Raw genomic sequence first — 25,713 nt, 5'->3', positions numbered from 1 at the left:
CGAAACCCCGGTAGCCACCACCCGCAAAACAGTCCCAGATGGACGAAACCAATTTGCTTAATAAAAAATTATTTAAGACCATACCCATCATATGATACGCACCCTACCATACACCCCAAAAAAAACAACCCCGCCCACTTACCAGCGGACAGGGTATGCACTAAACACCAACATGTAAAAAAAACAAAAATACCTTTTCAGGTGGGAGCCAATCCATTTTAGATATAGCAACAGTCCGAGCTATCGGATTTTTAGAAAAAAGACCACTCCCTATGGGCCGGAAGTGGTACTTTACAGAATTGGGTTAGGATTAGAAATTATAGCTCGCTCCGAACAATACAGACCTTCCAGTGCGGTCTGTGCCGTAAAACTCACGGCTCTCGCCTCCCAGCAGGTTCCTTCCGTTTATATATAGATTCAGCTTATCCACTACCTGATAGGAAACTTTGGCATTGATAAGGGCCTTGCCATCAATCTGGCCTACGCCTACGGCAGATTCGCCTTCCCGCTGCAAGTCGATCTCATTAAAGAGTGTATGCGCACTGAAGAAGTATGAGCTCAGGTTTACATTCCACTTTTGAGAAACGCGGTAGTTAGCATACAGTCCCCCATATACCGAAGGCGTGCTTTCCTGGTCCTCATCCACCGTGGTATAGATGTTATAAGGGTTAAATACCGGATCAGTATCCAGTGCATTAAAGCCTAGTGGTCTGTCTTTTACCTCCGTCTTCTGAATCGTAATAAAAGGCTTTAACTGAATCCTGCTCGTCGGCACGTAGTTTGCCGACAAAGTCATACCATATTGAATGGCTTTAAGAGGTAAGTTTTTGTAGCCCACTTCTACCGTAATAGGGTTTGTGGTCAGATCAAAGTCCGTCAGCAGGAACAGGCTCATATCTTCCAACTGTTGGCGGAACAAGTCCGCATCTATGGACAGGTTCGGCGTAAGCTGAGCCCTGAAGCCAAGTTCAGTCATAGTAACAGAAGTCAGGTCCAGTTCCTCACCCGAAGATGAAAGCGCAGTGGTAGCCCAGAAAAGGCTGTTAGAAGAACGTGATTGAGCAGCTCGGATCACGTATTTGTCTTTGATGGTGTAAGTTGTAGCCAATTGGTAAGAGAAATAAGGCTTATCCAGTGAATTAAACTTATCTATGCGCCCCGCAGCAATGACACGCCAGTTTTCAGCAGGCTTAAAGTCCCCCTGTAAAGAGCCCGCATAGTTGTTAATTTCAGAATTTAAAGAGTCATTCACCAGGTAGTCCACATGCTGAAAGTTTAAGCCGGGACGGAAGCTTATTTTTTCATTAATCTCCCATTCATATTCTAACACCGCATCATTAACCTTATATTCTACCAGAGTCGCACCCGGCTGGGCTTCCTTTACTAAATAGTAATCGCCGGAATTGTGCGAGAGCCTTGCGTTTAGCCCATAAAACCTTGCCGCCAGATTAGCATACTTCGTCGATCCTCCGTTGCCCGTTACCAACGTAGGCGCACTGGCACTCAGGTAAGCTTTTTGTCCGTCTGCATCCTGCAGGCCCGCAGAAAATTCAATCCCTGCATTTTCGTTAGCCTTATAATTTACAAAAGCATTCACACCAAACTTTTCCTGAGCCAGAGCAGGGTCAGGATAAAGCAGGTCTGCGTCTGCCAGTTCATCCAGATCTGAGGAGTATGCATCATCAGATATGATATAATACTCATCGTCAAACCGGTCCCGGTTTTGGTAATTGCCCGATAAGGTTATGGTCAGCTTATCACTAAAGCCATAGCCCAGCGCCAGATTACCTACTGACGTTTGGCCAGGAGCTATCTGGGCATTTGCAGAAGTATACAAACCTTTCTTTTCAGCATGACGGGTAATGATATTGATTACGCCTGTTACCGCATTAGGCCCAAACAATGGGGCCGCCGGTCCACGCACAATCTCGATCCGCTCCACATCGATCAGATCCACCGGCAGAAATTCCCAAAATGTCCCCCCCTGCTCATAATTGAATACCGGGCGGTTGTCAATCATTACCAGCGTTAACTTATTTTGCTGGTCTACCGTGTTAGTGTAACGGGCCGTATTTTCCAGGCCGCGCAGATGCACATCATAATTGCCGTTAGTCATTTCCCGGACAATGACACCCGGACATAGCCGCAAAGCCTCCGGAATCGATGTCACCCCCGATTGGGCAATCTCATCGCGGCTAATAGAGTAGCTCGAAACCGGCGCTTCAAAAAGAGATTCCGACTTTTTTGTCGCTGATACGATCTCCACGTTCATCAACTCCTCCAGCGACAATTCATAAAGGTCCATATCGCTATCCTGGGCAAAAGCAGATACACTACCGAGGGCTAAGGTCCCTATACCCAGAGCTTTCACAAGTGAACGGTAATAGTTAGTCATCATTGGTTACTGTTAATATTTAGGTTACGCTGCCCATTTTTGCAGAAGGATCGCACCAATCGATGCATCACACCTCCCAGGCCTGATAACACGAAAAAACTAAAATCAAATACCTAAGCTGGCTGAACTGATACCGCTCTTATTAGAAAATAAAGACTTTAAAATGTGATAAATGGCGGATCAACATCTCTGATCACCTCACACTCTCCATCTTCCAATAGAGTGATAAATACGATGGGCTGGCACATTCCGGCGGAAACCTGCTGATTGAAGACTTAAATGGTTGCAGGCCGTATTGAGAAAACTTCCAACGTATTTTTTACAAACGTAGTGAGAGTTGGCCGCGGTAAAAACCCCGATTCTTAAAGCAAACAACTTAAGTACTATTCTGATATATTTTTGAATAATATCCGCAAAAAAATAAGGATCCTAAATTTGTAATTAGGTGTAGCTTACGCGCTTCCATGCCGCCGCACCTCATAGGTTTGTCCAATCAAATGGGTAGTAAATGAGGTGAATTTTATTAAACTTTAGAATTTTTCAGTCATGAACCACTCCGGCATTTCTTCCGGTTCCCCTTCCATGCCTTTAGGCTCTGCAGGAAAGGAGCTTTAAATAACCCCGCCCACCTTGCGGCAAACGGGGTATGCACAAACCATCAACGAGCAATACCAAATATCCTAAGCCGCCAGTAGCCTCTCCATATGGATCAGGTACCAGTCGGCAATATCACCAAGGTAAAGTGATGTGGCAGCAGTAAAATTCTGCCGCTCTATTCTGCGGCGCAGCGTTTGATCAGTAAGTAATTCGATGATCGCATTTGCCAGGCTGCGCCGGTCGCCCGGCTGGAAGAAGGCACCGCCGTACCCCTCCTCCTTAACCAGGCGGCCCAGGTCGCCCAGGTCAGGCAGTACCGCAGCCTTACCATAGCTACCTGCCTGGTGCAGCACGCCACTGCTACCCGTAGTCGAAGTATAGGGAAATACCACCAGTGTCGATTCCTTAAAAATGACCGGCACCTGCTCCTCGGGTACATAACCGGTAAACGTAATAGCAGGCACGTGCGCATACTTTGCTTTCACACCATCCAGATACCCCCCTACATTCGGGTTATCAGTCCCGGCGATCACGAGCGCTACATCCAGCCCCGTGTCCTGCCTCACCAGCTCTATCGCTTCTATGAGCACTTCCACCTTTTTGTATGTGCCGAACTTACCGAAGGTCATCACCTTCATGGGGCCTCCCGGAGATACCGGCTCAGGCTTTTCGGGTAATTCAAATGACCCGTGCGGCAATAGAGCCACATTAGCCGCCCTGTACTTATTACGGAGCGTATCCACATAGCTCTCTATCGTCACACCCACCAGGTCTGCCTGCAGTATGCAACGGGTGAGCAGGTTGCCCGCCAGCGTAAAAAGGTTTTTCTTCAGCTTACTTTGCGTAATACCCGCCTCAGTAAGGTCTACCTCTTCCATAATATTATGCAGCAAAACAATAGTCCTGAACCCTGTTATTCTCAGCAGCAGAGGTAGCAGAAGCCCTAACCCCGCCGCCACCTTTTTATCACCGAAAAGTAAAAACTGAAGGTTGAGAACAACCATATCAGGCCTTAGCTCACCTATCTTCCTGAAAATGCTCAGCAAGTTACGGTAACTGTTAAAAGACCAGCATGGGTGAATCTCCACCTTATCATCAGGTGCTTGCTTTATATCATACCCCTCTTCCGTAAGTAAGTAAAGGCGGGTGATCTCCTCCTTCGCAGCAAAATGATTCGCCAGATGGTACCCGTACTCGTTAAGCGTAGTCTTACTCGGCGGGAACGGAGTTATGAGTGCTATACTGAGGTCAGTTTTCATCTTCATTATACTTTTTTACAACTTCGTATACTTTCTTCTTATTCATTTTTGTATCGATAAGCCCATAGCGCATCTGAGGCCTTCTGCGCCAGGGAGCATCACCGGCCACATCGCCCGGCACATTTTCAAAATCATACAGAGTCCAGATCGCATAGTGCAGATTATACTTTTTAGAGATAGCCAGTACCTGCTCCAGATAGTCCGCCTGCTCTGCTTCAGATTTACCAAAAGGGTACCACCAGGCATCGTAGCTGTGCATACCCGTCTCTTCCAGCAGTATAGGTATATTTAGCTCCGGCAGATTATTCATAAAGGCATCCAGCTCTTTTGGATCCCGGTAGAAGTGGAAAGAAAGAAAGTCCACCTGCTCAGTCAGCAGCATCGACGCCTCAGGCTGGCTCCACCCGATCGTAATTAGATGGTTAGGGTCATATGTCCGTATCCGCTGAGTAATAAAATCAAGCCAGTCCAGCACCTCCCCTTTACCGAAGCTTTCAAAATCCAGATCCGGTTCATTCTTGACATCCCAGGCCAGAAGGGCCGGATGGTCCCGCAGGGCAGTAACCACTGCCTGCGCGTGGCGGTCGCTAAGAGTCCATTCCTCTATTCTGTATCCCAGAAAAAAGTCAAACAGAGTCACTATTACCTTAAGCTCATACACCTGCGCCAGGTCCATTAGCCTTTTTAGCTTATCTATTTCCTCAGGTCTGATCTCCGCCTTGCCAAAGGCTTCATAGGGTATAAATATCCTGAGACTGTTAAAGCCTGCTTCTCTCACCTTCTTAAAGTCGGAAGCGAAATCTATACTATCGAAATTTTCCCACATCATTCTCCACGGATATTGTTTCGGATAGTAATTTAGACTTTTGAGATGCAGAGGCCGGCCGTTTACGATGAAGTGATTATTTTGGATGCTTACTGCACTTTTTTCCAGGTTTTCCGGATTAAAGCGTTTTTCCGGCAACCCACGTATCTTATGCCTTACACGCCAGAAGTTGTCCTCCAGCAGCAGCATCACCTCATATGTAGCCGTATCGTAATGACGATAATACCGCCCCCCGCTATATACCTTATTAAAGCTCACCACTTCATCGGACAGCGTAATAATGGTGCCGTCATCAGAATAGAACTTCAGCCTGAGATTGTGCTGAATGGTCGTGCCCCGGTGGCTGCTTTCCCCATTTTTATAAGACATAGCAGAGGCCTTTAGCTGCTGCCTTGCTTTGTCCGAATAGTAGTCCTTGAGGCCCATTTCATGTCCGTGGCCACTCGCCTGGTACTGGTAGTAATACCCCGCCAGGTAGTCTTTACTGACCTTTTGCAAAGTACCTTCCTCCATGGGGCGGCCTTCTGCCTCCTCTATCCCACTCCACGTATAGTCCGGCCGGTAAAAGTAATCCACCTCATCGGCACTCAGCAAAAGCATACCCGAAGGGTCAGCACCCGTACGGAAATAAGTGATCACCTGTGAAAACCCGTAGAACAGCACCGTGGAAAGTGCCAGGAAGCTGATTATGAGCAAGGCTGCGTAGTGTCGGTTATCTTTCATTTTTTGCTTGGGGATTAAAGGTTTCTATGACCGTGGCAATCTCTGCTTCTGCCCTCCAGGAGCTTATTTCCGCAGGTATCTGTATAGTGGCAAGGCCGTCTCTAAGTTCAGTATCCAGGCGTACAGTATCATCCTGGGTGAGCACCCGCACCTTCACAGGTGTCGCATCGGCCAGATAGTGGCCCGTAAAGCCTCTCACAGGCCCTATGGTAAGCCTTCGCGTAACCGGGGTATAGTGCAGCGGATAGCCTGTGAGCGACGCTTTAAAGTCCAGCGTAAGATCCTCGCTGCTGGTTGCATAGTAAGGCACCTCCGCCCGTATCTGCCAGGTAGTAGGGTAAGCAGGGGCAGGCATTTTTACTTCCGCGCGTCCCTCTGTTGCCCGCCCCACAGCCATAGTCCGGGCGCCCTCACTGTTGGTGATAAGGAAGTGAACAATAGTACCATTGCCCACCACATTACCATGGCGGTCCTGCAGCATATCCGTAGTGAGTGAAATAAGTTGTTTGTCATCCGCATACCCATGCTCCCGTTCCGCCATAATACGGAAATCCTCAGGGTCATTTGCGTAAAAATTCACCCGGAAGGTCGTGTGCGACACGGTATCCGCGCGTATAGTGATAGACCCATACCCCGCCTTAACCGGCGCCTTCATACGCATGTAACTATGCAGAACCCCCGTAGGCCGCTCACCACTTTGTACCTCTCCCTTAGCCATAAGGAGGTAATTCACCAAAGCACCGGGCGGGTACGGGTTATCCATGCTATCCAGCAGAGAGACCACCACCATAGTATGGTCCTCATGGTCAGTAATAAGGTGCTTAGGGCCGGCATAAGCCTCCAGGGCACCCCTATGGCTCGTATCCGGCAGTATGCGCAGGGTTCTGTGATGCAGAGATTGCCCCCTGCTCAGCAGTTGCACACTCAGTACACCAGCCTTACGACTTAATGATAGAGGCAGCATAAAAACAGCACGATTTTCCACAGGTACACTATGCAGTATCTGCAGACCAAAGGCATGCTCTATCATGAGCTGAAGGCTATCGCCCTGCGGCATATCCTCCAGGCAGTAGCTTAGGGGTATATACGATCCCGCTACAGCGGCCCCCGTACAGTCTGCCGGCGTGGCACGTGGACCAGCCAGCGCAGTGAGCCCCCCTATCATGAGCAATATCGTTAGTAGCGTTCTCAAAAAGGTGCGGGATTTCCGATAAAGTGGTTCATATTCAGCCGTATGGCCCGTGTACCGCCCCACGCGACAGGGATAAGGTCCGTAGGCTCTGCCCCTCTTGCAGCCTGATATTTGCGGATGATCTCCTCATTGGCAATCCCGTTTATCAGGATCTTTTCCGGACGGGTACTCACAAGAGTGATGACCTCTGCCGCTGAAGGGGCCGAAATAATAAAGGGTTGGTGCCGGCGGGGAAAGACACTCTTTTCCACCAGCACATGATCAGCCCAGAGTATATGCCCCAGGCTATCGTATTGTGAAACAATGATCTGGCTTATAGTAGCCGTCTTTGATCCGTAGTTGAACAGTAAACCCGAAAAGCCCCTGCTGTCCTGCACCAGATCGCGTATGACCATATCCTTATACAAGTCCTGGGTCGCCACTGACCCCAGTACTTCCAGGGCAAAGCTGACGGGAGGGGAACTAAACTCTGCCTCCAGAAAAAGATCCGGATCAAATATTTTACTGGTACTGTCATAGGCCTGCAACCAGCCCACACCTTCAAAATCCACCCGGAAGGCAGTCATCTCCTTAGGCAGTAGTTTATGCGTCATGTAGTACTTGTCATAATAGCTGGTAAGGGGGGCACCGGTACTATCCAGCAGCGTAGCCTTAATCGTTACATCTGCCGGGTAATCATCCAGGTTTTGCACAAGCCCTGCTACAGCGTAGCGCCCATCCTTCTTCACCAGGCTCGCCTGGTGCACCTGCAGCACCGGACGGTCCAGTACGTCTTTATGGAAGGTCTCCTCCGTCGTAACAGTACGCCGCCCCTGGTTATAGTAAGCGTTTTCCGGCTGGTCAAAATACTGGTTTACCGGTATGTTGTTTTTAAAAGGTTCAGGCACAATATACCACCTGCCTTTTTCCCTGATCACATGGTGCACCTCCGTACGCTCCTTTTCATTCAGGGGAGTAATCCACTGCAGGTGCACCTCTACCCTAGCCTTTCCACTGTCACTATCCAGCACGCTGGTATGAATATTATTCAGCTTGCCGTAGCTGTCTACCAGCCCGTCCGTCACAGAAGTCTGTAAGAGGAACTGGTCAAGGCTCAGGCCTGCACCAGGATACACATAGCTATGGGCCCGCTCGAATTCTTTAAAATCAAGCGCATCATAGTAAGACTGCACCACCTTTTCAGGAGTGTTCTGGGTAAGATTAACAAAGTAAAGATTCGTAACCAGCGCAGCAGCCATCAGCAGCACGAGTATGAGCCAGTATTTAGTTACATAATACAGCCAGGGACGGGCAGTATGGCGTGCTTTTTCAGGGTTCTGGTATACATCACGCAGGATGTCTTTCCTGCCCGAAACATGATGTATCCAGTGCAACTGAATATTGAAGAAAAAAGCCAGCACCAGAACCGACAGAGGCACAGTACCCCACATGATCTTCTGAAACTTGGGGATGTTCTTTTTAGGCAGGACAGAAGGCAGCGTGGATACATCAGACCTCTCCCATACCATTATCCCGTTGCTGAGCTGCTTCACCCTGTGCCAGCCCGTAAAGTACAGCATCGGGTCGTAAAACTTATCATTGCTGAAGATGTACTTCAGGTGAAAGGTCTCCGGAGTAGTAAGGAACTGATGCAACGTGCCTATGCCCTCTATCCCCCGGTACTTGGCATTTTCCAGCCGCTCTATGGCACGCGTAGTCAGCTCCGGCACCCGCCGGGCCGAGTGGTAGTTGCCATCAATGGTAAGGGCATTCGTATTAGCCGACAGCCACGCCATCTGGTCCCCGAACCCCAGTGTGAGAAAACGCCATTTGTAATGCTTGTCCGACTGCAAAAAGTTCAGGATTGGCTTTAGCTCCACCATATCCGGCTGCAATGGCCTGAAGAAGCTGAGGTTCATGGTAAACCCGCTGCTTATGAAAACCATGGCCACCATAAGTACCACCAGAAACTTATGCACAATAGCCGGGTGACAGTCAGTAATCATTTTCCCGATATTCCCCTCGAAAAACCGCCATAGAAATTCCCCGGTAAGGGGTATAGCCATGATAGTAGCCCAGAAAGTGAAGCGCTCCAGCGTCAGTATCGAAAAGGCGTTCTCCCCCAGCAGCAGTTTAGGTATAGGAGTAGTACCGCCAGTGCCCAACAGCACGAGCATGCTGAAGCTAAGCCCCAGAAACAAATTACGGCGGCTGAAGTAGCGGTAGAATAGAAAAGGCATGATGGCCAGCACAAAACCCCATGGAATGATAAAGAATACCAGCCCCGAGCTAAACACCTCTATAAAACTGTCCCGGCTACCGTGCGGAATAGGTACCTGGGCTATCGGGTCATTCTTCGAGTATATCCAGTATGGAAGTATCACCACCACAGCCACCACAATTGTTGAAAAGCCGAAGATTATAATACGTCTGAGGTATTTGATCGCATATTTTAAAAATAACAGCGGGCCTACCTTACGGTAGCTGCCCACCTCCGCATAAGCGCCATCCATTACGGCAGTCGCCATGAGAGGTAACACAAAGAAAACCATGCCGAATATAGGAGTCACGTGATGCGAGCAGACAGCCACACCAATGAGGCTGATAGCATTAAGAAAATACCTGAGCTTGCCATACCGCACATAAAGGTAGATCTCCGGCAGAGAATGCAACAGCCATCCAATACCCATCATCATCGGCAACTGCCCGAATACATGCAGCGCCTCTACCACTGAGGGCGCAAATACAGCAATAAGGGCAGCATAACCAGCCGCAGTCTCATTGCACGATATCAGTTTGGAAAAGCGATAAGCCCCCGTTACGTACAGGATCACTACTCCGAAAGCAAGAGTATACGCTCCGAACTTAAGCCCCCCCACCTTTGATAGCAACGCAATGAGCTGATGCACCAATGGTGGGTAACTTACTAGCTGAAAGCCCGTATACCAGCGGTTTTCCCATGGTTCAAACCACGAACCGGCATAGTGGTCAGCAAAGAAGATGTGTACATATATATCATACGTGTCTTCCAGCGTATTGAAAAAAGAAGCTCCATGAAATAACAGACCTGTGGCCACAGCCAGGGCCAGCATCATATACGTCTTATTGCCGGTAGTGCTTTTCATGCTGGTAAAGAAAGGACTACACTAATATATAATTATAAGCTTTTCGTCCGGTAGTACTGGAAGTACCACCACCTGCATATAACGAGTCCTTTTTCCATTCACCCCCTCCCACGATCCATTTAACTTACATATTCCGCAGATCAATTGAATTATACATCCGGTACCATGATTTGCTCGTCATTTGAAGAAAAACCAGAAGAAATATGAAACACGGAATCGTCATACCCTGCTACAATGAGTCATCCAGACTCCAACTGGATACCTACATCAGGTTTGCGGAGGCACACCCCGATACGACTCTCTGCTTCGTAAACGACGGTAGTGCTGACACTACCCGCTCCACACTGGCACATATCAAAAACCTCGTATCAGAAAATGTATACGTCTACCATGTGGAAGAAAACGCTGGTAAGGCCAATGCGGTAAGACAAGGCGCAAGCTTCCTTTACCGTGAGACCGATGTAGATACCATCGGATTCCTGGATGCTGATCTGAGTACAGGGTTTGACGAGTACGGCGAACTACTGCACGCCATTGAAGCTGATCATAGCCTCAATGTCGTATTCGGATCCCGCAACATGGGAGGCGGCATAGAAAGAAATCCCGCCCGTAAACTAATTAGTGACGGCGTAAAACTATGCATTCGCCTGATTACACGATTAAATATTGCAGATACCCAGTGTGGAGCTAAGGTTTTTCACCGTTCACTGATACCTCTTATCTATAACACGCCCTTCGTGTCCCGCTGGCTCTTTGATGTGGAAATACTGCTGAGACTGAAAAAGAAAATGGGCAAAGCGGCATTCCTTAAAATATTCCTCGAAAAGCCACTAAGCAAGTGGGTACACATGGACGGGTCCAAACTGGACATGAAAGAGTCATTAAAGATTCCCGCCAGCCTGCTGCGCATCTGGAAGCACTATGAACTAAACCAAATAAACATAAGCCTGCCCAAGGCTAAAGGCACTGATTATGCCGCAAATAAACCTATTTCTCAAACCTTAACTACAGAGCTATGAGCGTTTATTTACATCTCCCCTACTCTGAAACCAGAAAACTTCGCGGGTTCAAAAAAATAATCAGGCATATCCTTAAAAATGCCAGACGGGACCGTCCCGGGTATCTGCAGCATATCCTGAACCTGGGTTGTGAGAATGGCTTTTGCCATGCTGAAACCAGAGAACTTATCCGCGATTGTCAGCGCGAATTGATCATAGCCGTACCCGGAGCGGCATAAAAACTGGTCATATGAGAAGGTCACAAAATGTGAATATCTTTATTGAGATATCTCGAAAAGTATTCTCCATACTGGAAAAAGTAAGCCATGCTCCATCAGCCGATAAGTGTTTGCTTATAACAGAGTTTGAAAATAGTTGTGAAGCCATGTTGTCCACAGAACGGTATCCTGATGCATTACTGGCTACGCGCATTTTTGCCGAATCAGTCAAAGGCAATATCAGCGGTGAAAAACTGGCCATGCAGGGCTACTTACTTAGTAAACTCCTGAGCAACGAATCCAGGAAAGAGTGCTTTGGCGATGCCATCCCAGGATACGCAAATGAAAATTCTTACAAGATTATTGAGAGAATGAAACAAATGATATTTTAAAAAAAAGGAACCAAAGAGCCCGGGCGTAAGCTAGGAGGGAAAAAGATGTAAATAAACCTACCTATATCTTTCAGGCCCTGTTGGTCCTCTTCATTAGGTTAAATGCCACCCGCTTACGGTGGCATTTATCTTTACGCGCCAAACAGGACATGGTTACAAACATTTTTCCAATAAAAAAGTAAATCCAATTACTTTTTAAATTTAATTATACCAAAATAAGTTAATCAATATTTATTGATAGAAAGAGTAAACATCAATCTCGTAACTCCATGAGTAAATAGATTTATTTTCTATTTACTCACACAGGTATAACATAATTAATAATGCAGTCACATTATACATATAAACATTTTAAACAAATAAGCACAAGCTTCTGATCTCCAGATAAAAATATTTTTTACTTTTTTTTAATTCCTATCTGTTTTATACCCTATTCATGAAAAATTACATCAAACCAAATTTATTTCCATGTTACCTCACTTATTAATGATTAAGTACATGTTACAAGATTTATAGAGTAGGATCAATCCACTTTCGTTATAAAATTCCTTATCTGTTTTAAAAATACCTGCATGTATAGGCGCAAAATATAGCTTTACTAAGGCTTACCGATAAATGCCGTCTTTTCAAATACAAAAAGGAGTTTTTGATCGATAAGACCTGGCCATCATCCTTTCATAAAGATGAGAGGGAACCTCATTTCAGTCATTGCCCTATGTAGCGGCATATTTTTGATTTTCTTTGGGGAACCTCACTGCCTCTGGCAGGAAGCCTTCAGGTCCAGAGCAAAAAAAGCCGGCTTCTGCCAGTCGACACTCATCAGTCACAGGAATAATTGCAGAAGAATCAGTGGACCAATCAGATGCCTGTATCCAATGGGTGAGTGTCAACCAACATGAGGTATCCATCTACATTATAGAAAGAGCTGGGCCAGATTTTCATCAGCATAGGATGCACCTGCAATAAGTACCGGTGAGGTATACACCATGCTAGACTATGTACCTATGGATGGGTTTAATTATTATAGGATCAAAGAAATTAGCCTGCATGGTGATAGTGCTTATTCAGAAGCAGCCCGCTACTACAAAGAACCCTGGAGAGTAAAATACCCATTGAAGTATACCCTAACCCCATCTCCAAGGAGGGGCCGCAAACCCTGCAGCTAATAGGAGGAAAAGATTTTGACTCATATGAAGTCCTCAGCGTCCACGGAAACCTATTATATAAAGGCCATGTGAACCCCGTAACCATGACAATTGACATACCAGCAGGTACCCTGGTGGATTGTAAAAGTCTGTTATTCTTAGAAATAGCTTCCACTTCAAGCTCTAAAACCTTAAAGGTATTGCTAAAGTAGGCCCAAGGCTTATTGATATGTATCGGCTAGCCACTGTTGCAATCCGCCTCTGTTTCATAGAACAGGCATCCGTCCAGCTTATTTAAGAGCGCTTACCTCTAATGCAAGGATAAACAGAATCACAACGCCCCCATTCAAGATCAACCAACTTCTTTCTGTGCAGCATATAGCGGGATGAAAGAACCTTAAGACCATATAATGATGGTATGTCCATACCCTGTGAGAAACAGAACGGCATGCCTGAACTTCACGGCCGGCCATAAAGAAACTATGTAGTAGTGACAGTCCGGCTACCCGATAGACCACCGCAGAAGCCAAGCCAATCCCTACCGCCTGGAGTACCGCCCCACCAACCTGTCCGACCGGCCCTGGTCGGTGACTAGGTCGCCGTCGGCAAGGCCTTGAAGCATTTTGGGAAGACCGGCAACAGATGGCCGATACCACCACCGTATCCTGCTACATTCAAGCCGTCACCATCAAAGGACAAAAAGACCAGAGAAAGAAGTTATAGAAGGCACCATACGCAAGCCCATATAGTAAATTATGCACGCGTGAAAGTAATTCGTATGTATGTAAAGTTGAAACTCGGTTCAAAATTACACATGCTGCAACAATGACCTTATGTTGAACTGATTTCTGAAAATATTTATGTGGAGCTAATGGTAACACTACCGAACTACTTCAAAAATCTTGCACTAGTGGAGGCCATGAAAATGTTGCAGGGCTGGGTAAGCTCCATTGCAGTCGAGAATATTGATAATGCGGTATTCTATATAATACATTTGGACTCTGGCGTAAGCGGGATTGAAACATACAGGTTCCAGGCAAAGAATGAAATGGCGTCAAAAGATGACAACACAGCAATGGGTAGAAGCAGTGGGAAGGGACTATTATAACTTGGCGCTCACAAATGTGTCTATTGATACTGTCAACAGCTTCATCAGAAAAGCTCGGGAAAGATAGGATTGGTTTGAGGTGGCCTTTGGCGGATGGGACCACCTCGATCCCGAATACAGGATAAACGTGAAGGAAACAGGCCAGGTAGATCCGGCAGAGAGCCTACGGCAAGTCACAGTATCTACCCACTGGTTTCTCGCAGAAAAGGACAAGAACGTACCTTACGAACTTAGCGAACTCAGAATAAAACTTGCGCTGGAAGAGGCAGGAATCGAGGACTACGAGGTGGTTACTATAGAAGGCATTACTCGCAACAGAAAGAAGACGGTAGCCTAAGTTATGTATACGGCTACTGGAATAAAATGACAGAATGACTTACTGAACGGCAATTTATAGTCGGGGAGTAAGAAAGCAGTTTTTATTTAAGGGGCGAGAAGCTAAGGAAGAGTGAGAGTGAGTGAGTGAGTGAGTGAGAAAGAAGAACATATTTCAGCTTGAAATGGCCCGGTAACCCCTAGAACTGGACGGATACCGAAAGACTGCCCATCCAACATCATAACCAGAACAAAAAATAAAAGGCAAGCCCCAATTCATGAAGCTTGCCTTCTAAAGTTTTATAAAAAGGAGATATAGAAACAATTTGTTCTCTATACCTAAAGAATAGAACTCAGGGTTATCTGTTAATAGTTTGGCACCAGTTCCAGGGAGTTTTTAGTCATTGACTCCTGCTGCAATTCTTCATATTCTTTCTCGAACATAAATTTATCCTCTCCAAAAGCAGGAACAAGGTCATCCAGCCAAATTGCTTCAGGGTCATATTTAGCTACAAATGGTCTGTTTACCCAATCAGCATTTCTACCCTGAATAAAAGTTAAATAAAGAACTTTTTTTCCTGAAATAACTCCGGGACCAATAATATGGACTTTACCAGGCCCTGCAGACATAGATGGCCCGCGAACTGTTCTGGCTATACCGCTTACCTGGGAGTATGCTTTCTGGAAGATTTCCCATGCTCTGATTAAGGGCACTGCAAAATAATCCTGCGGCCCTGTATCACGGGCAAGGAACATATAATAAGGTATCATGCCTAACCTGACCTGCTCTTTCCACATAGTAGACCATGCCTCAGAAGAATCATTTATATTACGCATGATCGGAGACTGGGTTCTGATTTCCGCTCCCGTTTCCTTAATAGCCCTCACTGCATCAGCCACAGCTTCTGTCTTCAGTTCAACCGGGCTATTAAAGTGGGCCATAAAAGCAAGGTGCTTACCAGCTTCCTTTACATTTCTAAAAAGATCCAGAACTTCTTCTGCATCATTATCATGCGTAAAACGATAAGGCCAATAACCCAATGCTTTTGTACCTATCCTGATCGTCTGAAGGTTAGGCAAATCTGCTTCCAAAAGAGGCAGTATATAACTTCTAAGCCTGTCGGCTTTCATAATCATAGGGTCCCCTCCTGTAAATAACACGTCCGTAACTTCAGGATGGGCTTTCAGATACTTAATCATCAGCTCAGTCTCCTTCATGGCAAACTTCAGCTCATCTATTCCGACAAACTGAGGCCACCTGAAGCAGAACGTACAATAAGCATGACAAGTCTGCCCATGTTGGGGAAAAAACAAAATAGTCTGATCATATTTATGCTGAATGCCTGGTAGCTTCTGACCGTCAATCTCAGGAACATTCATTTGCTGCTGGCCTGCCGGATGAGGGTTCAGTTGGTACCTGATCTCATTAGCTATAGTTTTTATAGCTATCCTATCACCCCCTTGTAAAATAGCAGTCGCCATTTTATCAAAGTGCTCAGAGGATAGCATTTCTTTCTGAGGAAAAGTGAGGATATACAGTGGATCCTGCCTCACATTTTCCCAGTCAATCAGTTCATCAATTACATAATTATTGACTTTGAAAGGAAGGACATTCCCTACCACCTCTATGGCAAAGCGTTCTTCTTCCGATAAGAATGCTTCTACCTGGGGTATTTTCCTAAAGTTATTAACGCCAAAGACTTTATACTTGGGTGCTGGTTTCATATAACAGACTCCATATAAGTTCATTGGTCCCGCATGGCTTTTGAGCCAGCAAAACCATACTAAAGTATTTAAGTAAAGTTACGATTAGGTGCTACTTGTTAGTAGCTAATGGAAGGCTGAATATCAGAATGCGACAGCAAAGATGTGAATATTACTTTTAAATAAAAAAAATAACCGGGTAAAAATATTTTTTTTAACTACCCATTAATCATAAATTCTTAACATAAAAAGTTAAACTCAAAACAAAAGTTTGGCTATACATTTATCTACACTATTTAAATTTTGAATTTAAACAGCAAACATCTATATTTTATTAGGAACATGTGCTTTTCCAGAGAAAACAAATAATAATAAAATTATACTTTGAGGTTTTGCGCGGCTCTTGGAATTATAATTTCTGTGTATCTCAGCAAAATGGATAAATACCACCTCGCCCCAGTCAACGCCACTCAAAAAATCACCTGATGATAAAAGTACTTTTTAAACAAAAAAAAGCTCAAAAACGTACTTAAAAGTATTTTTACTAAATTTCTTGCTGATTTACTCCCTCTGAATTAATTTTGCATAGGATTATCTTTTCTGCATCAAAACAGAAAAATGCATTAAAAGAAATATTGAATGATCTAAGAAAAAATAGGACATATGCATTGATAAAAAATTTTCATGACTCGGTGGAACCTATAAAATCTTAATGCTGTTCATCTCAGTAATGCGTAAAAATCCAGCCAAGCGTTCCTTTTATAAGTAGGAATAAGGCTTGATACACAGGAAAAGAAAAAAACTAACTGACATGCTCATTGTGAATGAATTAATGGGCAAACGACTATTTCTACATTATGACCAAATTTGATTCCAGCTTATTCTCCTTAACTGCCTGTCCGGGTGGTAATTTCAAGTTCCTTTATAGGGAATCCCATAACTAGTTTTTCCTAATTATCGGCTTCAATATCTAATGCACCTTTTATAGTCATTATGGATTTATTCCATTTTGACTATTACATATTACTTCTATACCTTTTCGGTATTAGATAAGGTATTGTATTATATTACAGATAAGGTATGCCATGAATAACCGTAGCACACCTCACCCATGAATAAATTAAGAATTATCATGTTCAACATGTACCAGCTAGGGCGTATATATAGTGTCCTTATTATATATTTGGCCTTATTTGCTCCTGCAATAGCAATTGCCCAAGGCAATACTTCAAATATAAAGGGAAAAATTCATGAGGATGGTATTCCGGTAGAATATGCCCATATAGGGTTATTTCAATACGATAACGATAGCAATCCGGCAGCTCTGGCAATTTCAGATTCAGAAGGCAATTATTCTCTTTCTGTCGAACAAGAAGGAGAATTTGTACTTAAAGTAAGCTTTATAGGATATGAATCTTACCAGCAGTACATCACCCTTACATCAGGTGAAAACCTAGACCTTGACGTTGAACTTACCCCAGACTCTGAATTACTTGAAAGCATCGAGATTACCGGAGAAAAGGTAAACGTAACCTACCTTCTGGACAAAAAAATAGTAACCTTCAATAAAGAAATGATTGCCGGCACAACATCTGCGGCTGATGTACTGCGCAAAGTTCCTGAAGTGAACCTGGATGCAAAGGGAAATCTTAAAATTAGAGGTAAAAGTGGTATTACTATCCTGGTAGACGGAAAGCCAACCATGCTCTCCCCTGCAGACCTACTTAAAAATATTCCATCCAACACAATTTCCAGCGTCGAAATTATCACCTCTCCTTCTGCAAAATATGACCCGGATGGTTCTGCAGGTGTAATAAATATCATTACCCAGCAACAGCAGGATATGAGTGTTAGCGGTCGGGCAACTATCGGGCTGGGCCTTGTAGAAAAGTACGATGGGAGTTTAAAGCTTGATGTTTCCAAAGGCAAATGGAGCCATTTCCTTATGGCCGGAATGCGGCATGAAGATAACCCGGCAACTGAAAAAAGAAGATTTTTCCGGAATGGCGTATTTGAATATGAAACCATCGCAGAAGAGGATGAAATATCCGAATTCCAAATAGCTCAGGCAGGAACAGAATTCCAGATAAACAGTGCAAACTCTGTTTACCTTAGTCTACAGTACTCCAACCTGGATAAAAACACTCCTATTAGCCTTGAAATAAATGATACTGAACTGACCGCACCAAGCACAGGAAGCGGTTTGGTTGACTTTGGGATAAGAGAACAGAAAATTCAGACGGGCTATTTACATTCCGGAGAGAAAAGTTCTATCGGAGCAGATATTGTTTACTCCAATGGAAAAGCACGTGTAAACTCCGAAAGCAATACCTCTATAGAAGGGGCAGAAGCATACACGTCTGGCCAGAAAAACGAAATAGATTTTTACTTCTTTGATTATAACGTCGACTACAGCACCTCGCTGGGCGAAAACCTGAAGCTGGAGTTAGGCTATGCAGGCGAAGAAGTCCGCTTTGACAACCAGTACCAGGCCAATTTTAATGGCGGGCAATCTGAGCTATTCTACACCTATAAAGAGAGCATACAGGCAGGCTTTTCACTAGTTACCTTCAAAAAGGACAAGCTTACATTGCAAGGCGGATTGAGATTTGAAAACATACTGCAGGAAATATCTACCCTGCCTAATGATCCATATCAGAATTTATACCCGAGCTTCGGGCTTGAGTACAACATAAATGACGCAAGATCCCTATCATTCAATTATAGCCGAAGAATTTCAAGACCTGATCCGTTTCAGTTTTCTCCTTTTGAAAGACAGGCCAACAGTCGCGAGATTATTGCCGGAAACCCTAAGTTGAACCCAGCTTATACCAATAATGTTGAAATAAGTTATAACTGGTTTACAGAAAAAATGGGACTTCGGGCCACTGCATATTATGCCCTTACAAGCGACCTTATAAGCAAAGTACTTCTGCAGGAAGATGATTTATCCCGCATTACCTATGCCAACATTGATAAGTCACACAATTTCGGAATAGGCCTTTCTGCCGAAACCGACATTAGCAGTTGGTACAGCCTGGATGCCAGTACAGACCTCATAGGCTACCGTTTGAAGGATAATAAGTTTCAGGAATTGAACTATGACGGCGTTTATACCATTGTTAAGCTAAATCAGGTATTCAGTATAGCTGAAGGATTTAACTTACAGGTAAACGGTGTTTATACAAGTGGTTATTTTGAACCACTGCGGAAACTCCGTTCAGTTTACCAGGTAGGTGCCACAGTCGAAAAATCCCTATTCAATCAAAGAGCAGACCTATCATTCAGCGTAAACAGGTTCATATACACTGGTGAAAGAAGCACAAGGTTTTCAGGCCCTTATGAAGTCGTAGAAGAATACGTGCCACAGAATCCTGTTTTCAGAGCTTCATTCACATATCGTTTTTCCAAGAAGTAATACATCCAGGTTTAAATAGATCCTACCGCTTAACAATATTCAGCTATAGATATCAATATGCAAAAATATACGCCAACAGTATCGCAGAAACTAATTCTGATGGACCAGATGGTGTCTCCCAATTCTGCCAAGTATAACATTGGTGGGTATGCTATTTTGAATGGCGGTGTAAGTGTAACGATTTATAAGCAGGCAGTTAAAGACTTTATCTCTTCCCAGGAAGTATTTTCAACCCTATTCAGGGAGTCCGATGGCGAATTTGAGGCAATTATTAATAGTGATAGTTGCAATGCCTATGATATGGAAACCCTCGATTATTCCGAAAGAGAAAATGCCAGTAAAGATGCCCTTTCCTGGATGGAAAGAGAGTTTTCAAAACCCTTTGATATTAAATCCGGGCCTCTTTTTAAATTTTGCCTAATCCAGATAAGCGAAGAAACCAGCTACTGGTTTGCTAATGTGCATCATTTGATTGCAGACGGGTGGTCATTTATGCTACTGTTTAATGGTATAGCTGAGAACTATAGCCGTATAAAAAACGGAGTAGAGCCAAAAGAGGCTCCCCTGCCATATAGTGAATATGCTAGGGATGACAGAGAATATTATAATTCAGAATCCAGCCTAAAGGATAAGGAATACTGGCTGAATGAATTCAGTACTATATCCCCTCAGCTTTTCCGGCCTCTTTATAAAACCAGCAATGATGATGTAGCAGACGCGAGCACCCTATATCTGGATGTAGCACTATCTGAAAGACTGCAAAAATTTGCAGACTCTCATAAAGTATCACTATACCAGTTGGTGCTAAGCACACTGCTTGTCTATTTTGGCAAACGTTCAGGACATGATGATATCACTATCGGAATGCCTGTATTGAACCGTTCCCGCAAAGTCTACAGAAAAATCTCAGGAGTTTTTATGAACCTCCTGGCAGTTAAGTTTGATTTTGATGGCAAACAGTCATTTGATGAGTTGCTGACTGAAGTGAAAGGGAAAATGCGAGAGGTGCTTAGGCATCAGCGTTATCAGTATGGCAACCTTTTAAAAGAGATTGGCGGAAAGTCCGGCAGAAAACACTTGTATGATGTAAGGATAAGCTATGAAAGCTTTGAATTTACCTCAGATATGGAAGGCCTGAACACAGAGGCCTATGCCATGTCAAATATGTATGAAGAAGATCCATTGTCCTTATATATGAGAGAATATCATGGAAATGGGTTTGACATAAGGCTGGTATATAATAAATCATATTTTACAGGTGAAGAAATTGATGCAATAAAAGGGCACCTCCTTCACTTATTCACCAATCTTCCGGAAGTTTCTTCACAAAAGATTGAAGAAATCTCCGTAATACCTGAAAAGGAATTAGAAATACTATTGCAGAGTGGCCGTGGGGCTACTAAAGCCTGGCCTTCTGCACCCTTTTTTCAGCAATGGAAGAAGGTGATTTCACATCATGGCGAGCGGATTGCTGTCTCAGACAAGATGGGGTCAGTTACTTACCATGAACTAAATGATTATGCCTGTTCTTTATTAAAAAAGCTTTTAAATGAAGGAGTGAAACCAGGTGACCGCATAGGCATTATGCCTTCCAGAGACCGGGATTTACCTGCCTCCATGCTCGCCTGTTTATTAGGTGGCTTTACCTACGTGCCTCTTGATCCCGAATACCCTGTTTCACGGCTCACACATATGTGGGAGGATAGTGGGAGTAAAGTACTTTTAAAGTCTCCCTCGGTTTCTGTCCCGTTTACAGGTGATATTAAATTGGTGAACATTGTGTGCCAGGATGTCACTGACGAACTGCACATACCGGAGGTTGGTATTGAGATTCCTTCATACATTATATATACCTCCGGCTCCACAGGAAAACCAAAAGGCGTTTTAATCTCCACCAGTTCACTATTAGATTATGTCTGGACATTTTTAGATTATTTTGACCTTAGTGAATCCGATAAAATTGTACAGCAAAGTGCTATAAGCTTTGACACCTCTGTAGAAGAAATATTCCCTATACTCTTTAGTGGCGGGGAGCTTCATATATTAGAAGACAGACGGGACCTTGATGCCCTCGCTTCTTTAGTTGAAGAGAAAAACATCACTATACTAAGTACGAACCCCCAGGCGATAAACTACCTGTCTGAATCGCCTGCACGTTCTAGCTCTTTGCGAATTCTGATAAGTGGAGGAGATGTTCTAAAGCCTGAATACCTGACAGGATATTCTGATTCAATCAGAATATTCAATACATATGGCCCCACAGAAAGCACAGTATGTGCCAGTTACCAGGAAGTCTTTGCCGAACAAAGACACATCCCCATTGGAAAGGCAATTGCCAACAGGGAGCTTATTATTCTGGATAATAACGGGAATATAGTTCCCTTTAATACAGCAGGCGAATTACATATAGGAGGTAAAGGCCTCGCTATAGAATATGTAAACCTACCTGAGGTTACAACCGAAAAATTCATTAAACATCCTTGGAGAGCAGGCGAAAAACTATACCGCACCGGTGACATGGCTAAAATGTCAGATGACGGAACTGTAGAGTTTTTGGGTCGTATCGATGACCAATTGAGCCTCAGAGGATATCGCATAGAAGCTAAAGAAGTAGAGCTGGCAGTACGCCAAACCGGCCTTATTAAAGACGTAATTATAGATGTTAAAGAGTCTGCTGGTATGCCTGTACTAGGATGCTGGTATATCTCTACCACATCTGAAACACATTCTGCTGCTGATTGGCAGCAACTACTTGAAGCTAAGCTGCCTGCTTACATGATTCCGTCCGTATGGGTACATGTTCAGGAGTTTCCTCTATTGCCTAATGGCAAAGTGGATAAGAAGAGATTGGATATACCCGTTATCCAAACTGAAGAGCCTTCTGATAGTCAGAGCCCTCTCTCAGAACAGGAAACTAAGATTGCTGCTATCTGGAAAAGCATTTTAAATCAGGAAGTAACAAATAACAGCATTTCATTTTTCCAGATTGGAGGTCATAGCCTTACCGCTCTTCAACTATTAAACAAGCTCAAAGCCGCTTATGGATGTGAAATTGCATATAAGGATATATTTGAAAATCCTACTATTGCAAGTCAGGTTAAGTTAATAAAGAGAAGCAGGCCTGCCGAGAAAGTTCAAATTCAGGCCATACAGGATATGCCTGACTATCCCCTTACCCGGGCACAACAAAGACTTTGGGTGCTCAGTCAACTAGAAGAAGCATCAGATGCATATCATATTTCAGGAGCCTTGCGTCTGAAAGGTCAGCTCGATCAGGAAAAGATAAAACAGGCAATTACCGGTCTTCTAAAAAGGCATGAATCTTTACGAACAGTATTCTCTGAAAAAGAAGACGGAGAACCCAGGCAGGAGATTAAGCCCTTACACATTTTTGACGAAAAGGTGTTCAGTTCAGAGGCGGCCGGTAATGATGATGAATTAAAGACATTATTAAAAGCAGCTATCCAAACACCCTTTAGCCTAACAGAGGGCCCTCTTTTCAGGGTAGTGCTCATACGCAAGAGTACAGAGGAGTATTTACTTGTATATGTGCTTCATCATATAATAGGTGATGGCTGGTCAATGGAAATTCTTTTCAATGATTTTATACAGTTGTATAATCAGTTTGAAAACGATAGAGCCACCCTACTCCCTGCACCTAAAATTCAGTATAAGGATTATGTTGTATGGGACACCAACTCCGGACTGAACGAAGTAAGTGGGGAATACTGGAAAAACCGCTTTAGTAATGGCGTGCCTGTACTGGAATTACCGGTGCAACATCCCCGCCCTTCTGTTAAAGGCTATAAGGGTAAAGAAATAGTTGAAATAATTCCTGCGGAAAAAATAGACAGCTTGAAAAGCTATTGTGAGCATAATGATGCCACATTATTTATGGGATTGTTTGCCGCGCTAAACACTCTCCTTTCCAGGTACTCCAGGCAGAATGATATTGTTATTGGCACACCCGTAGCCAACAGAAAATTAGAAGAAACGCAGAACCTTGTTGGTCTGTTCTTAAACATATTACCGGTAAGAACAGAAATTCCTGTAGGAGCATGTTTCAATGAGCTCATAAAGATTCAGAAGAAAGAGGTCGTCTCCGCATTTGAACACGACTCTTACCCTATTGACCAGCTCATTTATGATATTGATTATAAAATAGATCCGAGCAGGTCACCGCTGTTTGATGTCATGATTGTTTTACATAATCAGGCAGAAATGGACCATACGGGTGGCAGCGCTTCTAACAGAACAATCAATGGTTTATCCATCGAAAACTTTACAGGTCTTCCCAAGGATACCAGCCAGTTTGATATAGTATTCTCATTTCTGCAGAAAGGAGATGCCATGTCGCTTAGTGTGGAATATAACACGGAGATTTTTGAAGAGTGGTTTATCAGACAAATTATAAGTCATTTTAATCAGCTCATCAACTCCCTGCTTCAATTCCCGGAGACCCCTGTAAAGGATCTTGATTATTTTACAGCATCTGAAAGAGAGGCATTCCAGGCAGGTGGCTTGGTTGAATGGCCTACTGATAATACCCACACGACGCTGGACTCCATGCTGTCATCTGCTTCAGAGTTCCCTGATAATGTTGCAGTTCAGGGAAGTGGAGCCTCACTGTCTTACAAAGACTTGGTGGACCTTTCAGAGAAATGTTGCGCATACCTGCAAAAAAACCATACAAAGCCAGGTGACACTATCGCGGTTAGTATTGCTGACAGATATTACCTGCCAGCCCTCGTTTATGGTATCTGGATGGCAGGAGGCGTGTATGTTCCTATTAATAAGGATTATCCTGAGTTACGGAGGAAGGTAATTACAGAAGACGCCGGATGTCACCTGACCATTGGTGATGAAGATCTTCATAGTATTAAAGCGTGTACATTAATAGCTAAAAACTCTCACCCTGGTCCTGAAGATGTAGCATATATTTTATATACCAGCGGAACAACAGGTAAACCTAAAGGAGTACCGGTTAGTCACGCAGCTCTATCAGACAAATTACAGGTTGAAGTTCGGCTTCTGAACCTGCAAGACCTAATTAATACCTGTCTAATTACAAATTACAGCTTTGACGTTAGTTTGCTGGAGCTTTTTCTGCCAGCATACACTGCAGGCACATTACTGGTACCTGAGTTATCTGACCTCTTACAACATGAGGAGCTGGTAGATAAGCTAATAACCTGTAATACTAATATTTTGCAAGGAACACCTACGTTTCTTGAAGCAATGTTCAGGTACCTCCCACAGCATTCTTTTGAAGGGCTGGGTGAATCTTTGAAAATCATATGCTCAGGCGGTGAGTCACTTACGCAAAGCCTGGTAGAACTTGTAAGAGAAAATCTTCCGGAAGTAAGGCTGAACAACCACTATGGCCCTACAGAAATCACAATTGATGCACTCGTGTATGAAAATGTGAGAGAGATGAGATATAACGCTATCGGAAAACCGATGCCTAATACTTCAGCATATCTCTTCGATCGCTTTGACATGCCAGTTCCGCATGGGGTACCGGGAGAATTATATATCGGCGGTTATAGCCTGGCCAGCGGTTATCTTAATAAACCTGAACAAACTAAACAACAGTTTATAAAGCACCCTTATAAGCCAGAAAGTAAGCTTTATAAAACTGGTGACCTGGCCTCTTCCCAACCCGATGGCACTTACATTTTTCACGGAAGAGCGGATGAGCAGGTGAAGATAAGGGGGATGCGGGTAGAGCTTGATGAAATCAGTCGACAGATTGAAAGTATAGAAGGGGTTAACCAGGCAGTAGTTATATGTCATAACAATAACGGTAATACTCTCCTGCTTGCATTTGTTACTTTAGGTAAGGATTCACATGTGTCGTCTGAAGATATCAGGAAATTCCTTTCAGAATCTCTACCTGACCATATGGTACCTAACCATATCAATCGGATAGATGCAATTCCTTTGAATGGTAATGGGAAAATTAACAAACCTATGCTAATAAATATGGTGGATTTATCGAATGATAAAAATCACCATATAGTTGAACCCGGCACTGAAACTGAAAATATTCTTGTAAATATCTGGGAGCAAATACTCGGTAAGTCTCCGCTGGGTACGGACAGTAACTTCTTTGACCATGGAGGAAATAGCATTCTACTGGTTCGGATGCGCGCCGAAATAAGAAAATTATTTGGTCTGAATATAGAGATAAAGACTCTTTTTCATTCACCTCTGATAAAAGAACTGGCACCCATTATTGACGACCTATTGTGGTTGCAAAGGCAACCGCATGATGAGGAAGATGAAGGAGAACTAATTGATGAAATTATAATCTAAA

The 25,713-nt window shown here is 44.0% G+C and carries 13 protein-coding genes; 7 read left to right on the top strand and 6 right to left on the bottom strand.

Translation table 11 applies throughout. The features are described 5' to 3' along the window. Nucleotides 1-310: 310 nt before the first annotated feature. From AB9P05_RS16350 to AB9P05_RS16330, 5 genes are all read right to left on the bottom strand, one after another. Nucleotides 311-2,398: a TonB-dependent receptor plug domain-containing protein gene (locus AB9P05_RS16350; RefSeq protein ID WP_371909903.1), complete on the bottom strand. Its 2,088-nt coding sequence runs from the start codon at nucleotides 2,396-2,398 to the stop codon at nucleotides 311-313. 677 nt (nucleotides 2,399-3,075) lie between these two features. After that, entirely contained in the window at nucleotides 3,076-4,251 is a 1,176-nt protein-coding gene (locus tag AB9P05_RS16345; RefSeq protein ID WP_371909902.1) for a glycosyltransferase, read from the bottom strand. Next, on the bottom strand, nucleotides 4,241-5,800 hold the full coding sequence (locus tag AB9P05_RS16340; RefSeq protein WP_371909901.1) for a cellulase family glycosylhydrolase: 1,560 nt from the start codon (nucleotides 5,798-5,800) through the stop codon (nucleotides 4,241-4,243). Before AB9P05_RS16340 ends, AB9P05_RS16345 begins: the two co-directional genes overlap by 11 nt. Then, nucleotides 5,790-6,992: a hypothetical protein gene (locus AB9P05_RS16335; protein ID WP_371909900.1), complete on the bottom strand. Its 1,203-nt coding sequence runs from the start codon at nucleotides 6,990-6,992 to the stop codon at nucleotides 5,790-5,792. Before AB9P05_RS16335 ends, AB9P05_RS16340 begins: the two co-directional genes overlap by 11 nt. After that, nucleotides 6,989-10,096, bottom strand: coding sequence for a hypothetical protein (locus AB9P05_RS16330; RefSeq protein ID WP_371909899.1), 3,108 nt, complete (start codon nucleotides 10,094-10,096; stop codon nucleotides 6,989-6,991). Before AB9P05_RS16330 ends, AB9P05_RS16335 begins: the two co-directional genes overlap by 4 nt. 203 nt (nucleotides 10,097-10,299) lie before the next feature. On the opposite strand from AB9P05_RS16330, the gene AB9P05_RS16325 reads away from it, so the two are divergent. From AB9P05_RS16325 to AB9P05_RS16305, 5 genes are all read left to right on the top strand, one after another. After that, complete coding sequence (locus AB9P05_RS16325) at nucleotides 10,300-11,115, top strand: glycosyltransferase (protein WP_371909898.1); 816 nt, start codon at nucleotides 10,300-10,302, stop codon at nucleotides 11,113-11,115. Then, nucleotides 11,112-11,333 (top strand): hypothetical protein, encoded by a 222-nt coding sequence (locus tag AB9P05_RS16320; RefSeq protein WP_371909897.1) that lies wholly within the window; start codon nucleotides 11,112-11,114, stop codon nucleotides 11,331-11,333. The genes AB9P05_RS16325 and AB9P05_RS16320 overlap by 4 nt, the downstream gene beginning before the upstream one ends. An 11-nt stretch (nucleotides 11,334-11,344) precedes the next feature. Continuing rightward, nucleotides 11,345-11,704 (top strand): hypothetical protein, encoded by a 360-nt coding sequence (locus AB9P05_RS16315; RefSeq protein WP_371909896.1) that lies wholly within the window; start codon nucleotides 11,345-11,347, stop codon nucleotides 11,702-11,704. A gap of 2,016 nt (nucleotides 11,705-13,720) precedes the next feature. Beyond that, nucleotides 13,721-13,957 (top strand): hypothetical protein, encoded by a 237-nt coding sequence (locus AB9P05_RS16310; protein WP_371909895.1) that lies wholly within the window; start codon nucleotides 13,721-13,723, stop codon nucleotides 13,955-13,957. Nucleotides 13,958-14,036: 79 nt separating this feature from the next. Then, the gene (locus AB9P05_RS16305) at nucleotides 14,037-14,294 is read left to right on the top strand and encodes a hypothetical protein (RefSeq protein ID WP_371909894.1); all 258 of its coding nucleotides are present in this window, start codon (nucleotides 14,037-14,039) and stop codon (nucleotides 14,292-14,294) included. A 344-nt stretch (nucleotides 14,295-14,638) separates the two neighbouring features. On the opposite strand, the gene AB9P05_RS16300 is transcribed toward AB9P05_RS16305, so the two are convergent. Then, the gene (locus tag AB9P05_RS16300) at nucleotides 14,639-15,997 is read right to left on the bottom strand and encodes a KamA family radical SAM protein (RefSeq protein ID WP_371909893.1); all 1,359 of its coding nucleotides are present in this window, start codon (nucleotides 15,995-15,997) and stop codon (nucleotides 14,639-14,641) included. A 1,090-nt stretch (nucleotides 15,998-17,087) separates the two neighbouring features. On the opposite strand from AB9P05_RS16300, the gene AB9P05_RS16295 reads away from it, so the two are divergent. Both AB9P05_RS16295 and AB9P05_RS16290 read left to right on the top strand, forming a co-directional pair. Then, entirely contained in the window at nucleotides 17,088-19,394 is a 2,307-nt protein-coding gene (locus tag AB9P05_RS16295; RefSeq protein WP_371909892.1) for a TonB-dependent receptor domain-containing protein, read from the top strand. A 57-nt stretch (nucleotides 19,395-19,451) separates the two neighbouring features. Beyond that, a complete protein-coding gene (locus AB9P05_RS16290) occupies nucleotides 19,452-25,712 on the top strand; it encodes an amino acid adenylation domain-containing protein (protein WP_371909891.1) in 6,261 nt (2,086 codons plus the stop codon). Nucleotide 25,713 lies beyond the last annotated feature (1 nt).

This window comes from Roseivirga sp. BDSF3-8, assembly GCF_041449215.1.
GTDB lineage: Bacteria > Bacteroidota > Bacteroidia > Cytophagales > Cyclobacteriaceae > JBGNFV01.
Note: the sequence above shows the minus strand (reverse complement) of the source record. Positions and strands in the feature narration are given on the sequence as shown.